The organism is Acidicapsa borealis (genome assembly GCF_059115245.1).
Map to the genome: position 1 here is coordinate 4862192 of NZ_JCACNY010000001.1, position 14638 is coordinate 4876829.

Annotated in this window: 9 protein-coding genes and 1 tRNA gene; 4 read left to right on the forward strand and 6 right to left on the reverse strand. The window is 61.6% G+C overall.

From position 1 onward, the window contains the following. Positions 1-116 precede the first annotated feature (116 nt). From AC5S27_RS19820 to AC5S27_RS19835, 4 genes are all read right to left on the reverse strand, one after another. On the reverse strand, positions 117-638 hold the full coding sequence (locus AC5S27_RS19820; RefSeq protein WP_493936291.1) for a DUF2199 domain-containing protein: 522 nt from the start codon (positions 636-638) through the stop codon (positions 117-119). 432 nt (positions 639-1070) lie between these two features. Next, positions 1071-3698, reverse strand: a complete 2628-nt coding sequence (locus AC5S27_RS19825) for a penicillin-binding protein 1A (RefSeq protein ID WP_493936292.1) — start codon at positions 3696-3698, stop codon at positions 1071-1073. Positions 3699-3885: 187 nt separating this feature from the next. Next, positions 3886-5082: a S41 family peptidase gene (locus AC5S27_RS19830; protein ID WP_493936293.1), complete on the reverse strand. Its 1197-nt coding sequence runs from the start codon at positions 5080-5082 to the stop codon at positions 3886-3888. Positions 5083-5213: 131 nt separating this feature from the next. Then, positions 5214-9452: a DUF3857 domain-containing protein gene (locus AC5S27_RS19835; protein WP_493936294.1), complete on the reverse strand. Its 4239-nt coding sequence runs from the start codon at positions 9450-9452 to the stop codon at positions 5214-5216. Between the two features lie 345 nt (positions 9453-9797). Here AC5S27_RS19835 and AC5S27_RS19840 point away from each other — a divergent pair, with 345 nt between their 5' ends. Genes AC5S27_RS19840 through AC5S27_RS19855 form a run of 4 tightly spaced genes read left to right on the forward strand, consistent with a single transcriptional unit; the run spans position 9798 to position 13074 of the window. After that, positions 9798-11144, forward strand: a complete 1347-nt coding sequence (locus AC5S27_RS19840; protein WP_493936295.1) for an MFS transporter — start codon at positions 9798-9800, stop codon at positions 11142-11144. 41 nt (positions 11145-11185) lie between these two features. Next, positions 11186-11800: a carboxymuconolactone decarboxylase family protein gene (locus tag AC5S27_RS19845; RefSeq protein ID WP_493936296.1), complete on the forward strand. Its 615-nt coding sequence runs from the start codon at positions 11186-11188 to the stop codon at positions 11798-11800. 58 nt (positions 11801-11858) lie between these two features. Then, positions 11859-12479, forward strand: a complete 621-nt coding sequence (locus tag AC5S27_RS19850; RefSeq protein ID WP_493936297.1) for a carboxymuconolactone decarboxylase family protein — start codon at positions 11859-11861, stop codon at positions 12477-12479. Between the two features lie 28 nt (positions 12480-12507). After that, positions 12508-13074, forward strand: coding sequence for a carboxymuconolactone decarboxylase family protein (locus tag AC5S27_RS19855; protein WP_493936298.1), 567 nt, complete (start codon positions 12508-12510; stop codon positions 13072-13074). Between the two features lie 138 nt (positions 13075-13212). On the opposite strand, the gene AC5S27_RS19860 is transcribed toward AC5S27_RS19855, so the two are convergent. Both AC5S27_RS19860 and AC5S27_RS19865 read right to left on the reverse strand, forming a co-directional pair. Continuing rightward, a tRNA-Met gene (locus AC5S27_RS19860) sits at positions 13213-13289 on the reverse strand. A 93-nt stretch (positions 13290-13382) separates the two neighbouring features. Further along, positions 13383-14618: an MFS transporter gene (locus AC5S27_RS19865; protein WP_493936299.1), complete on the reverse strand. Its 1236-nt coding sequence runs from the start codon at positions 14616-14618 to the stop codon at positions 13383-13385. Positions 14619-14638: the final 20 nt, after the last annotated feature.

Below are 14638 nucleotides of genomic sequence, written 5' to 3' on the forward strand. Positions count from 1 at the left end.
GTGCGCTTTTGCGTACTTAAGGGCGCTCATTGTTCGTCCACCGTACGGGCATGGAAGCACTGATTGATTTGTTGCTTTCATTGTACGCTTTTGCGAGTTAATTCAATGCAATTCGGTTACGTGCCAGACTCGGGGTGCTTCCAGCCGTGGAGGCATTGGGCGGAGAGTTCGAGGAAACGGTCGTGGGTGATACCGTTGCGCTGATCGATGGACAGCGGGTGATCAGTCGGCTCTAACTCCACGAGCGGACGAAGCCCTGGGGCCTGGGAGATGATGTTGCATTTGAGGTTGAGTGTGTCTGGGTACTGCCAGATGCGGTTGGCGAACCAGCCGAAGTAAGGCGGTTCCTTGATGCGATCTGGATTATTGGCCATTTCGCTTTCGCGGGCCATGTTCTTGGCGCTCAGGGTGGACCAGACGCCATAGACGAAGGGTTCTTCCCTACCCTCTACGGGGATTTCGAGGATCGCTCGGATGAAATTGTCCTGGTTGTTGATGACGCAATAGTCGTCGTTAAGGAAGTAGCCTTCTTTCTCGGCACCGGTCCAGTTGGTATTCCAGTAGTAGGGGATGTCGAAGGCGAAGTTGTCGGGGATTTCTTCGTGTAGTTCGCCGCATTGATTGCATTTCCAGGGCATTGTTTTCGCTCGTTGGCCGAAGATGGGTCGGGCTTTCAGCCCTTGGATCTTTTCTTGGTTGCGTACCTGGGGCGTTGCCCCAGGCTGGTATTGGGCGGACCTTTGGTCCTCTTCTCTAAACACAACAGCAGATTCCCTTCGGGAATGACAACAAGAAAGGCAAGGGCAACTGCAACGACAAAAGCAAAAGCAACAGCAAGGGCAATGGCAACGGCAACGACAACGACAACGACAACGACAACGACAAGAGCAAAGGCAACAGCAACGACAAAAGCAAGAGCAACAGCAAGGGCAAGGGCAAGGGCAACCGCAACGATAAAAGCAAGGGCAACCGCAGGTCCTTCGACTCCGCTACGCTTCGCTCAGGATGACATGATTTTTTTGATTTGAGGGGAGAGCCGGGTTAGAGAGATGTGAATTGAAAAGCGCCTGTTACTGCGGCAGGGCTGGTTTGGGTTGGGGCTTGGCTGGTTTGGTGGGGTCTGGCTTTGGTGGGATTGCTTGCCTGGTGGCTGGGCTGGTTTGAGGCGTCGTGACTGGCTTTGGGGCTGGGGTGGTGGGAACTGTCTTTGGTGCGGGATTAGGCTTTGGTGACGGTGAGGGACTGGCCAACGGTCTTGCTGAGCCAGGGGTTGGGGTGGGCTTTACCGTCGATGGGACAGCGGGTTTCGGCGTGCCGGGCACAAGGGGCTTCGTTGCTGTTGGCGCGGATGGTTTCGCTACAGCCAGAGCTGGAGGTTTGGCGGCTGCGGGAGCGGTGGCTGGACTTGCACCGGGGCTGGGTTTGGGTTCGGATTTGGCTTGGAGGGTGGGGTTGGGGGCTGGGTCGCCCAGGAATCTTTCGTCGTCTTTGCCTTCTATGGCGGATTTCATGAAGGCCATCCAGATGGGGAGGGCGGCTTTGGCGCCGGTTTCTTTCTCGCCGAGAGACTGGCGGCTGTCAAAGCCTACCCAGACGCCACAGGTGACCGATGGGGAAAAGCCCATGAACCAGGCATCGGTGTAATCGCTGGTGGTGCCGGTTTTGCCGCCGAAGGGGTGTTTGAGCTGGCTGGCGGCTGCCCCGGTGCCGCAGCAGATGACCTGTTTCAAGAGGCGCATCATGGTGCGGGCGGTTTCCTGGCTGGTGACTTCCTGGACGGTGGGGGCTTGTTCGAGCAGGGTGATGCCGTCGGCGTTGGAGACTTTCCGGACCAGACGGGGAGCGACGCGGACGCCGTCGTTGGGGAAGACGGCGTAGGAGGCGACCTGCTCTTCCAGGGTGATTTCGACTGCGCCGAGGGCTACGGGGAGGTAGGCGGGGATGTTGCTGGTGACACCGAAGCGGTGGGCGGTGTCGATGACCTTGTGGATGCCGACGCGGGCGGCGAGCTTGAGGGCGGGGATGTTGCGGGATTCGGCAAAGGCGTTGAGGACGGTCATGGCGCCTTTGTAGTCGCCTTCGTAGTTGTGCGGGGTGTAGCTGCCGAAGCTGACTGGGCCGTCGACGATGATGTCTTCGGGCTTGGCGCCGGCCTCGATGGCGGCGGTGTAGACGTAGGGCTTGAAGCTGGAACCGGTCTGCCGCTGGGACTGGGTGGCGCGGTTGAACTGGGAGAGTGCGTAGTCACGGCCGCCGACCATGGCGAGGACGTCACCGCTGGTGTTGTCTATGGCCATGAGAGAGCCCTGAGCGCCGGAGTCCTGTTCGAGGGCGGCTTTGCGGGCGGTGCCTTCCATGAGGAATTTGCCGTCGGCCTCGCTGAGGTGGACGTAGATGACGTCGCCGGGTTTTACAAGGTCGTCGCCGTGGGCTTTGCCGGTCCATTTCCAGTCTTCGGGGGTGATGACGATGGAGTCGTTGCCGATGCGGCCGCGGATCTGGAGGGGCAAGACGGAGGTGACGACGGCGTGGGTGTAGTCGCCGGGCTTGGCGCGCATGGCCCAGTCGGGGTGGCGGTAGTCTTCAATGGCAACGCCCTGGGTGAGGACATTCTGGGAGCTGCCGAGCCAGCCGCGGCGGTGTTCGTAGGCGGCTATGCCGTCGAGAACGGCACGGTTGGCGACTTGCTGGAGGTCGAGGTCGAGGGTGGTTTCTACGCGGAGGCCGGCCTCATGGACGTCTTCTGCGCCGAACTGCTTTTCGAGCTCGCGGCGGACTTCTTCGACGAACCAGGGGGCTACGGACATTTCGGGCTGGGCGATGTGGAGGCCTAGGGGGGTGGCGCGGGCGGCTTCGGCCTGCTGGTGGGTGATGGCCTTGTCCTGCTCCATTTCGCTGAGGACGAGGTTGCGGCGCTTGAGGGCTTTTTCCGGATAAAGCAGGGGCGAGTAGGCTACGGGGCCTTTGGGCAGGCCGGCGAGCAGAGCGGCTTCGGTGAGGTTGAGCTCGTTGGCGTGCTTGGAGAAGTAGAACTCCGAGGCGGCTTCGAAACCGTACATGCCGTGACCGAGGTAGATCTGGTTGCCGTAGAGGGTGAAGATCTGTTCCTTGGTGAAGGAGCGCTCGATCTGGATGGAGAGGTAGGCTTCCTGGACCTTGCGGGCGGTGGTGCGCTCCGACGATAGGAAGAGGTTGCGGGCGAGCTGCATGGTGAGCGTGGATGCTCCCTGGGCGCGGCCGTGGGAGGCTACGTCGTGCCAGAGAGCGCCGGCGACGCGGAAGACGTTGATGCCCCAGTGGGACTCGAAGTTCTTGTCTTCGATGGAGATGACGGCCTGGCGGAGGACGGGGGAGAAGTCTTCGTAGTTGACGATGATGCGGCGCTCCAACGCAAAGGAGCCGAAGGCGCGGCCTTTGACGTCGAGGAGTTCGGTGGTGGTGGAGGGGCGGTAGCGCTCGAGGTCGTGGATTTGCGGAAGGTCTACGGAGTAGACGAGGGTGAGGCCGGCGAGGGAGCCGGTGATGGCGGCGAGCGAAAAGAGGACGGCGAAGGTGAAGCGGCCGGCGAGCTTGCGGCGGCGGCGTTCGGGGGAGCCGGGGGAATGAAGGCGCGGCGGGCGAAAGCCTCGCGACGATTGAGGCTCGGCTGGCACCCTGGGCTGGGGCGGGCTCTGAATTTGGGGGGGAGTGAAAGCCAAAATCTATGTGCCTCAGGCTGAGGGTAGCATGTGGGCGGGTTGCTGGGGGTGGGGATCCGGGGTCAGGGATCAGAGAAAGGCAACAGCAGATTCCCCGAGGGAATGACAGAAAGAAAGGCGAGGGCAACGGCCCAGAAGCAGATTCCCTCCGGGAATGACAAACAATAAAAGTGAAAGCCAAGGCTGGTCAGGCGGTCTTGGCTTTCAGCATTTCCAGAGCTTTATTCAAGGGGGCGTCGGTCTTGGCTGGGGCTGAGTCGTCTTCCTCGTCTGCGTCCTGGCCGGGGGTGGGGGTGATTACTGTGGCGGGAGTGACGGCTTCTTCGAGGATCTTCTTGCCGTTGGGGCTGGCGTAGAAGGCAACGCTCAGGACGAGGGCTGCGCCGTCGGGGAGCTCGATGGTCTTCTGGACGGCACCCTGACCGAAGGTGCGTTCGCCGATGAGGTCGGCGCGCTTGTTGTCCGCGAGAGCGGCGGCGGCTAGTTCAGCCGAACCGGCTGTGCCACGGTTTACGAGGACGGCGAGCGGGGCGTCGGAGACAAACTTTGCCGGGTCGGCGGTGAACGTCTGGGTGGGGAACTTCTGGCCGCTGAGGGTGGCGATGGTGCCCTGCTTCAGGAAGAGGTTAGCGAGGCGGATGCCGAGATCTTCGTCGGTTCCGGCGACGTCGCGGAGGTCGAGAAGGATTTTCTTATTGCCGTTTTTCGGCATGGCCTTGAGGCGCGCGCTGATTTCGTCGATGCGCTGCGCGGAGAGGATGACCGGCTTGAGGTAGAGGATGCTGGAGTTTTCGTACTGCTGCTCGGCGAGTGTCGGGGCGGGCGACAGGGTGCGGGTCAGCGTGACTTTCTCGGGATCGGCCTTGCGGGGGCGGATGACGGACAGCGTCACCTGCGAGCCGGGTTTGCCTTCGAGCATGAGGCGGACCATGGCGAGGGAGAGTTCGCGGGTGGACTGGTTGCCGATGGACTCAATGGCGTCGCCGTCGGCGAAGTGCTCTTTTTCCGCGGGCGAGCCGGGGAGGACGTTGACCACGACGGCGTAACCGTAGCGCTTGGAGACGGTCAGGCCGATCTGGGCGTTTTCGTTGGCGGGGTGCTCTTTGTAGATCTTGTATTCGGCCGGGGTCAGGTAGCTGGAGTCCGGATCGAGGGTCTCGAGGAGGCCGTGAAGCGCGCCAGTGGTGACGTCATTGATGTTCGGCTCGGTGACGTACTCGGTCTGAATCTTGCGCAGAACCTGCTGGTAGACGTTGATCTGGTTGTAGGCACCATCGTCTTTGGTGTCCGCGCGGACGGCGCGCAGGCCGAATTCTCCGGCGACCAGGGCCAGCAGCAGTGCCAGTGAGACTGCGAAGACAGAACGCTGAAAGAAACGGTTCATTGACACTCCGAACCGGGCTTCCCTGAGGGGAAGGCCGTCCCTATCGATAGACGAATGATACCGCAAACCGTTTGACGGCGGCTTTTGCTGGCGCGATTTGCTAGCCGGATTCGGCGGGATGTTGTTGGGCTCTATTGGGCGTTCAGGGCTTTCAGGTGAGTCTGGGCGAGCACCCAGGTGTCGGTCGGTGAGATGTATCCTTCCGGTTTTTCTACTTTCCGGAAGGCGGCGATGGCTGCGTCGTTGATGCCGTACTGCTCATAGATGGCTCCGAAGACATACCACGCCAAGGAGTTGGGGTGGCTGGTATTGACGGCAGCCAGGGCCTGAAAAAGAACCTGGCGGGCTTCGGTGGTTTTGCCCTGCGCGGCGTAGATGCAGGCCAGGGTGTGGAGGTCGGCGAAGTTCGCATTCTTGCTGATCGCAGTGCTCTGCTGAGCGGCCTGGAGGGCGTCGGCGTCGACTTTGCCTTCGAAGAGCGAGTTCCAGGCGTAGCTGTTGTAGTCGCCGCTGGTGGCCTGACCTGTATCGAGGATCTGATGCAGGGTCTTGCGGGCGGCGGCGAAGTCTGCCTGAGCCTGCTGGGCGGTGGCTTTCTGCGCGAGCAGATCGTGGTCGGTGGGGTGTTTGGCTAGGCGGCTGTCGATCAGGGCGTTCCAATCGGACCAGTTGTGGTTCAAGGAATAGGCGGCGCCGAGCAGGGCCATGGCAGTGGTGGAGTCGGGTGCATCCTGAACCAGGCTCCTGGCGGCATTGATGGTGTTGGCGGCGTCTCCGATGCGCAGATAGCCTTTGGCGAGGAGGAGATTCAGATCTGTCTTCGTCGGCTTGCCGGGGGCGGCTTGTTCGGCGGTCCAGGTATCGCGGCTTTTCGCGATGGCCGGGAGAAGTTCGGAGATGGAGGCCTGGTCGACGAGGAGCGAAGCGGCGGCGAGTTCGATGGCGGCCGGGCCCTGGCTTTCGCCGCTTGTCCAAAAACGCGGGAGGAGGGGGCCGCTGAGCGGATCGTCTCCGCCGCCCTTGTGGAGTATGTCCCGTTTCCAGTCGAGGAGGGAGCGGGCCAGCGGTTCCTGGTTATTGCGGAGATAGTAGAGTGCGGCGGCGCCGACTTCCGTGGTGTCGTTCTTGGAGGCGACGATCTTGAATTTGCCGTCTTCCTTGACGAGGAAGAACTGTTCGCCACTGGAGCCGATGGATTGCACTGTGAGGCGGTAGCCGGTGGCGTCGTCGCCCTGGGTAGAGATTTTCATGGAGCCGAGGGTGATGTCCATGAGGACCGAAGGGGTGAGGCCGCTGCGTTCGGCGATGGCCTGAAGGCTTTCGGAGGATTCCAGGCTCTTTTCGAGATTCTTCTGCCAGGCATCCTCGGTCGCGAAGGAATGGCGGGTGAGGACATTGATCAGCTCATCGCGGGTGAGTTGGGCCGACATGGTGTTGGCTACCAGCTGACGCACGACGCCGTCCGGCTTGTCAGTGGGAATCATGGATGGCTCGATGGCGGTGACGTTCTGGAAAAGCTCGATCTGGCGTGCGACGCCGGCGGCGTTTTCCTGTCCGTCAAGGCTGGCGCGGAGGATTTCGGCGGCCTGCTTATATAGCCTGAGGTTGACGAGGATGCTGCCGGCGTTGCGGAGGGCGGTGCTGCGGTCGGAGCGGCTTCCGGAGACCCGGTCGGCGCGCTGGATCCCGTCCTGGACCCCGGTTGCAGCCGGATTGAGGGCGACCGTGGCGGCGATGGCGAGGCCGTTGCGAATGGCGGAGGATTGGAGCGTGGCGAGCTCTGCGATCAACTCGCGGTACTGGTGGGCGTACAGCATGTCGTAGAGGAGGTTGTCGCGGTAAGCTTCGCCTTCGGCCTTGTTGCGCTCCATGAGCGAACGGATCTCTTTGATCGCTTCCGGAAGATTGGCTTCTGCGCTGTAGCGGAGGCCGCGGGTGTCGTACTCTTCGATGCCGGCTAGGTTGGCGCGGACGGATGTGTCGTCTGGATCGAGTTCTTTGGCTTTTTGGTAGGCCTCGATGGAGTGATGCAGGTCGAAGCCCTTTGCGTAGTGGACGCCGATTTCGTTGAACTGGTCGATCCATCCGAGGGTGCTGGAGGCTACGGCAGATTTCGGGTCGAGTTGCGTCGCGATGGTGGCTTCCTGACGGGCCTTGTCACCGAGGCCTACATCGAGCAGCGCATCGGCGAGGCGGACGTGGGGCAGCGCGTCTTTGGGATGGGCGTCGACGACGGCGCGGCTGGCGGCAAGAGCTTCACGCACCTTGCCCTGCGCGATCAGCTTGGCGCCGGCTTCGTCGAAGAGGATGGCGATGCCGTCTTCTTTGCTGGAATCGATGACAGCCTTGCGCAGGGCGAGGGCTTCGTCGGCGGTGTAGACAGTTTTTACTGTGTTGAAGCGCATGGAGGCGGTGAGGACGCCGGATGCGTCTACCGTGTAGGTCTGGGTGAGAGTGGCCGGTCCCATCTGGGTGGTTTTGTCGGCCGGGACGGAGCGCAGTGTGAAGCCGGGCGGCGGAACGATGCGGTAGCGGCGTTCGGAGATGAACGGAGCGATCTGGTATTCAGAGCTGCGTTGTGCCTGGGCTCGGGTGCGTTCGGCGAGTTCTTCTTCGGTGGGCTTCTGTGCGTCAGGGTCGTCTGAGAACCACTGCGGCAGCGTTGTGTAAGTGCCGGAGGGATAGAGGTAAACGGCTGCGTCCCGGAGGCCGGTGGCACCGCGCGAAGCTTTGGGCATATCGAGGCGCAGGAAGAATTTGCCGTTCATGTCCTTGGCATCGCCGTGCTCGATCTTGAGCGGACCTTTGTTGGCGTAGGCGTTGCGCGCGTAGGTTTCGAGGGATGTTGTCTGGGCCTTGGTGGGCGCTTCGCCGTATTCGGAACGGTATTCGTCGTCGAAATGGCCGGTGGTCGCTGAAGTTTCGATGACGTGAGCTGGACCGTATTCGGCCAGCAGGAACTCGCGCGTTTCAACGAGGGTGCTGTCCTCGGGGCGGGCTGCGGGGGTAAGAGTGAGGTCCTGGGTGCCGTCGGCGATGATGAGCGCGAGGCGGCCCTGGTCGGCGTAGGGAAGGTCGCCGACGTGGGTGAATTCTGCGGTGGCATCGATCCAGAGGGGACTGGCGTCTGAATTTCCTGCGGTAGCCGGGGGAACGTAGGCGATGGCGTGGTCGAAGTGATTCATGCCCGGGAGGTCGGGCGTGACGTCCTGACCTGGGCCGGTGTCGAGGAGGGCCAGGCTGGCGGGGATGCCGGAAGCGCGCAGCATTGCCACGAGGGTGGCGGCCTTGTCTTTGCAGTCTCCGTAGTGGCGTTTGAGGACTTCCGCGGGAGTTTGAGGCTTGAGCTTGGATTCCCCGAACTCGACGCCGGTGTAGCGAATTTCGGCGTGAAGGTGGGAGACGAGGGCCTGGATGTAGGCGAGGCGGTCGGTTGCGGGCGACAGCTTGCCGAGGGACTTGGTGGCGCCTTCGATGAGATGTTTCGCCTGGTCGGGCAGGATCTGAGGTTCGGCCAGCTGGCGATAGGTATCGGCGACGGCGGCCCAGGATTTTCCGGTGGAGAACTCCACCATGGGTGCGCGCGGCTGGGGTGTGGCGAGCTTGATGTCTGAGCCTATCGACGGCGGCAGGTAGGCCTGGTCGAACGTTACTCGGCGCACGCCGCTGGTTTCTTCCTTGGTAACGGACATGCCGGGGAGTTCACGCAAGCGGTACTGGAATGGGAGGTTGGCGGGCAGTTCGACGATCAGCCGGGAGTGGACCACAGGGACATCGCGCTGGAGCCAGTAGCGATAGACTCCGCCGCCGGAGAAGTAGGGCTCCTTGTCGGTGAGTGTGGTGACTTCTTCGATAATGGCTCCGACGCTTACGGCCGGGAGGGGCGCCTTGTGCAGGCGGTCGTCAGAATAGGTGCCCTGGTCCTGTTCGTTGGCGGGGCCGTCGGTGATGGTCTTCTGGTCGAGTTCGGCGACGGAACCGTCGGGACGGATGACGCGCGCCAGGATGGTGGGCTCAGCCTGGTAAAAGGATTCCCACTCGACGGAGGCCTCGGACCAGGAATCGATGGCGGCCTGGGTCTCAATGCGATAGATGAGGTGGTGGGTGCTGATGACCTTTCCTGAGGCGTCGAGGGCTTTCTTCTCCTCTTCGAGGAGGACGGTCACGGCGGCAAATTTCTCCGCTGGAATCGTGGCGGCCTGGGCGAGGATTTGCGCCGGAGGGGTGGTGAGCGCCGGGAGATCAGCTGGCCAGACCGGTGTGCCTTGAGCGTAAGAGCGGGCAGGCGCGGCGATGGCGGATGGCAAAACGAGACAGGCCGCAAAGAGCGCTTGGCGGCTGAGGTGACCAGACGGACGACGGGTACTCATAGGAATCCTTGCATGGCTTCTAGATAACTGCGCGGCTTGCTGAGAGACTGGGATGCTATTGCGAATTGTAACTGCCCGAATGTGTTTTATGCGGAAATGACGGTTGCGAGGGGGCAGGAGTGAATTGGCCGCAATGGCGGACTATTCTGCCACGGCTATGAGACGGACCGTCCCGGTCGCACCTGACAAAATCCAGGAAGCGATGGCCCCTGGCGATCGTCCACCTTTTGGCGTAGTGCAAACTCCCTCCGTGGGCTGATGACGAAGTTTTTTTGACTCTGTAGCTTTGCAACTACCGGCCGGCCACATTGGATTCCGCATGGAACCTAACGGGAGTTCCGCGTGGTGGGTCGAGCTACTCTTCGCTGCACCGGGGCCAATCTGCTCATGCATGCATCTCTCGCACAAGACGCCCTCTCGCAGCGTGAAGAATCCAGCCTCGCGTATCCGGGCTGGCAAGTTGTACTCGCCGGATTCTTCGGAGTCATGGTCAGCTTCGCCGCGATCGTGCCCTACACCTTTGGCCTCTTCCTTAAGCCTCTCGCAGCGGAGTTCGGCTGGCATCGCGAAGCCATCTCTGCCGGCTTCAGCATCTCTGCTCTTACTTTAGCGGCGGCGTCTCCTGGCCTGGGCTTCCTGCTGGATCGCTTCGGCCCCCGCCGCATCATCCTGCCCTGCATTGCAATCTTCGGGGCGGCCCTGGCTTCTCTTGTTTTCCTGACTCCGCATCTCCTGCATTTCTACCTATCGTTCTTTGTGATCGGGCTTGTCGGCAACGGCACGGCTTACCTCGGCTACACCCGTGCCATCTCTACCTGGTTCAACGCGCGCCGCGGCCTTGCGCTCTCGGTGATGCTTGCCGGCAGCGCCTGCGGAGCCATGCTGCTCCCGATCATCGCCCAAGCTGCCATTACGCACTTCGGGTGGCGTACCGCCTACCTTCTGCTTGGCGTCCTCGCTTTCGCTGTCGGCTTTCCGCTGACGGCGTGGCTGGTGCGCGAAAAGCCGCTTGCCGTCGGGAACACCACTGCGGCGATTCATGGTGGAGTTCCGGTTGCAAAAGCCCTCAAGAGCTTCAGCTTCTGGATCATCGCCTCCACTGTCTGCCTTTACGCCATCAGCGTCAACGGAGCCATCGCGCATCTCTCTGCTCTGCTTACCGATCGCGGAGTTACAGCCCAGGGAGCGGCGCTCGCGGTTGCCATTATCGGAGCTAGTGGCCTCGTTGGCCGTATTCTGACCGGCTTCTTTCTCGACCGCTACTTCGGTCCGCGCGTCTCCCAGATCATGCTGCTGATGACTGTGACCGGTATCGTTCTTCTCTCGTTTGCCAGCAATCTCACCACGGGCCTGATCGCTGCAGCGCTGATCGGCTTCAGCATGGGCAGCGAAGGCGACATCACGCCTTACCTGCTTAGCCGCTACTTCGGACTCAAGCGTTTCTCTACCCTTTACGCGCTCACGTGGACGGCTTACGCTATCGGCGGGGCCACTGGTCCTATTCTTGTCGGCCGCGTCTTCGATACTTTGGGCTCCTACCGTCCGATCACAATCCAGCTTCTGGCTCTCCCTGCCTTCATCCCAAGCCTGCTCATGTTCCTGTTGCCGCGCTACAGTATCCATGGCGGCGCACCAGAACCATCAACGCCGCCTAGCTTCGTCGAGCCAGCAGCCGCCGAACTCGTCCGGTAAGTGGCAAACCGCAATCTTTCAGTGTTATCAAGGAGACTTACATGGCACACATCACACTTCCAGATGGACTCCCCGGCATCACCGGCCCCTTTGCCTTCCGCCCGGAAACAGCTAAACCCATGCGCGAACTCGCGGAAATCCTTCTTCGCGGGCCTAACTCGCTTTCGAGCGCAGATCGCGAGCTCATTGCGACTTACACGTCCAGCCAGAACGATTGCCACTTCTGTCAGACAAGCCACGGAGCGGCGGCTGCGCATCATCTAGGCGGCAAGTCAGAGCTCGACGGCAACTTCGCACTGATCGCACAGATCAAAGCTGACTTCGAATCCGCTCCGATCACGCCAAAGCTGAAGGCGCTCTTGAACATCGCCGGGCATGTGCAGCAAGGCGGGAAGAAAGTCACCAGCGATGACATCAGCAGAGCCCGCCAGGAAGGCGCCACCGACATCGAGATTCACGACACGGTTCTCATCGCGGCGGCCTTCTGCATGTATAACCGCTACGTGGATGGCCTTGCCACCTTCGCTCCCAAGGAACTGGAAGCCTATATACCGATGGGTGAACGCATGGCTCACGCCGGGTACACTTCTGCCCCGCCGGCGGCGGCACCAGATTCGGTTTCAGCCGTGCGCGAACAGGAAGAGGTTACGGCTTAGCCGGGCTGTCCGATGCCTGGTTTAGGCTGGGCCGTTCGATGATTCTGTGCCATCTTCGATGGCACAGATTGCAGACCCCGAGGAGAATCTCAACACCGGAGTTACGATGCCGCACATTCCCATCCAAGAAGGCGTAGCAGGGCCCCGCGGGCCGATGCTTTTTCGCCCTGAAATTGCCGGACCCATGAGCGAAATGGCTGAGGTGCTGATGCGTGGCCCGAGCACGCTCACGCTCGCCGAGCGAGAGCTGATCGGCACTTATGTCTCCGCAGAAAATGACTGCCGCTACTGCCAGACGATCCACGGCGCAGTGGCTGCCCTTTATCTGGGGAATGGCGACACGAAGGAAGCCCTGGCCAAGGAAGCGCTGGTGGATCAGATCAAGTGCAACCCTGCATCCGCACCCATCTCGCCAAAACTCAAGGCGCTACTGAAAATTGCAGGGCACGTCCAACAGGGTGGCAAGCTGGTCACTGCCGAAGACGTCGCTGAGGCTCGGGCCGAGGGTGCAACCGATCTTGAAATTCACGACACTGTCTTGATCGCAGCGAATTTCTGCATGATGAATCGCTACGTCGACGGCCTTGCCGCATGGACCCCCGACGACCCTAACTTCTATCGCGAACGGGCTGTCAACCTTGCCAAACATGGCTACACGAGCCCGGCTACAAGAACATAGCAACACCAAACCTTTGAAGGAGAAGATTATGCCGCATATCGCACTTCCAGAAGGTCTGCCCGGCATCCGCGCAGCCATGGCTTTCCGCCCCGAAACCGCCAAGCCGCTCAACGAGCTGGTCGAAGTCCTTTTGCACGACTCCAACAATAGCCTGCCCGCGGGAGACCGCGAGCTGATCGCCACCTACGTCTCCTACCTGAACGAGTGCCACTTCTGCCAGACGATCCACGGAGCCATTGCCGCCGCCCATCTCAATGATGATTACGAGCTGGTGAAGCGCGTGAAGGCTGACTTCCAGCATGCGGAGATCTCAGAGAAGCTCAAGTCCCTGATCGTCATCGCGGCCAAAGTACAACGAGGGGGCAAGAATGTCACTTCGGAGGACGTCGCAGCGGCTCGTGCCCTCGGTGCTACCGACGTTGAGATCCACGACACCGTGCTGATTGCGGCAGCCTTTTGCATGTATAACCGCTACGTCGACGGCCTCGCGACGGTCCAACCGCTCGATGAAGCTCCTTATCTTGAACGAGGCAAAGGCGTGGCACGCGACGGCTACGTCGCCACCAGCAAGACCTACATTCCCCAACTCGCCTGATGGACCTCGTGCAGCCTTGGCAGAACTCACTGCTGGTGGGAGAACAAACTCCTGTTTCTGCCTTTCGGCTTTCGCGAAAGCGGGCGGTATTCGCGTAGACACGATCCTCCCGCTATAGCTTGCGTTTTGGGCTTGACTTGGTGGCGGAGGGCGGGATCGAACCGCCGACCTATGGGTTATGAATCCATCGCTCTAACCATCTGAGCTACTCCGCCAATATCGCAAGATTCGATCTTGCTTAGGCACGGGCACAGGGATGCGCCGGGCTGGGGTGCCTCTCTTGATGATACGGGGGGTTGGTTGGCAGGTCAAACCTGCGCTTCGTGGATGGGGTCGTTGACCGGGATTGTTTGCAGGTTCGCCGGTCTTGAATTGGCTGGGGCGCTGAGGAGCCACCAGAGGATGAGTCCGGCGGTGGGGAGAGCTGCGACGAGCCAGAAGGTTTCGGTGTAGGCGGCGTGGTCAAACATGAGCCCTACGATCCACATGAGGATGCCGGTTGAGAGCGACCAGCCGGAGATGCTGAATCCAGCGAGGAAGCCGGTGTTGGCGGCGGGCTGGGTGGTGGCGCCGTGGGCGAGAGCGATGACGACAAAACCGCCGGAGAGGAACATGACGAAGAAGAAGATGGCCATTGTGATGGCTACTGCGCTGGGATTTGCCGAGAAATACGGGATGGCTGCGAGGACGGCGCTGCCGAAGGCGAACGTCGCGAATAGATCGATCGGTGAGGTCGGCGGAAGGCCTGCGGCGAGGGCTGTGCGACGGCGGCGGTCGGCGATCCATCCCCAAAAGAGGTAGCCGGCCTCCCAGCCCGCGGGCGGGATCCAGAGCCAGTGACCGAGGGAAGACTGAGGCTGGTGGAGGATGCGGGTGAGGTATTGCGAGGCCCAGTTGAGGCCGAAGGCCAGTGGGGCCGCTCCCAAGCCGTAGACGGCGGCGGTGGCCAGAAGGTCGCGATTCCACTTTGTGGCTGTGGCGGATGGCTTTGGGCGGGAGGTTGCTCCAGCGGGGCGATAGATGCCGGTGGCGCGGAGGAGCAGCCAGCCGGCGATCCAGAGGAAGCCTATGACTGCGGAGAGAAGGAACGACGAACGCCATCCCCAGCGGGCGGCAAGCGGGACGATGGCGATGGGGGTGAGGAGCGCGCCGAGGGAGCCTCCGCTATAGGCGAGTCCGAGGCCGAAGGAGCGGCGTTCGGGCGGGAGGGTTTCGGTGACGGTCTTGAGGCCTGCGGGGAAGGTGGCTCCTTCGCCGAAGCCGAGGATGCCGCGTGCGAGGCAGAGGCCGAGGAAGCCTCCGACCAAGGCGTGTGCTCCGGAAGCGGCGGACCATAGAGCAACCGCGATGGCGATGGCGGTGAAGAGGCCGAGGCGGTCCATGAGCAGGCCCCAGACGGGGTTGGCGAACATGTAGCAGATGCTGAAAACGAAGAGCGCGGTGCCGTATTGGCTGGCGCTGAGATGCAGTTCCTGGAGCATGACCGGGCTGAGGATCCCGAGGATGCTGCGGTCTACCAGACTGATGAAGGAGAGCAGCAACATCGCTACGCAGGGAGTCCAGA

Coding starts and splice junctions, on each gene's coding strand:
- AC5S27_RS19830 (WP_493936293.1), bottom strand. CDS start 5,082: ATGAACCGTTTCTTTCAGCGTTCTGTCTTCGCAGTCTCACTGGCACTG.
- AC5S27_RS19845 (WP_493936296.1), top strand. CDS start 11,186: ATGGCACACATCACACTTCCAGATGGACTCCCCGGCATCACCGGCCCC.
- AC5S27_RS19820 (WP_493936291.1), bottom strand. CDS start 638: ATGCCCTGGAAATGCAATCAATGCGGCGAACTACACGAAGAAATCCCC.
- AC5S27_RS19855 (WP_493936298.1), top strand. CDS start 12,508: ATGCCGCATATCGCACTTCCAGAAGGTCTGCCCGGCATCCGCGCAGCC.
- AC5S27_RS19865 (WP_493936299.1), bottom strand. CDS start 14,618: ATGTTGCTGCTCTCCTTCATCAGTCTGGTAGACCGCAGCATCCTCGGG.
- AC5S27_RS19835 (WP_493936294.1), bottom strand. CDS start 9,452: ATGAGTACCCGTCGTCCGTCTGGTCACCTCAGCCGCCAAGCGCTCTTT.
- AC5S27_RS19850 (WP_493936297.1), top strand. CDS start 11,859: ATGGCACAGATTGCAGACCCCGAGGAGAATCTCAACACCGGAGTTACG.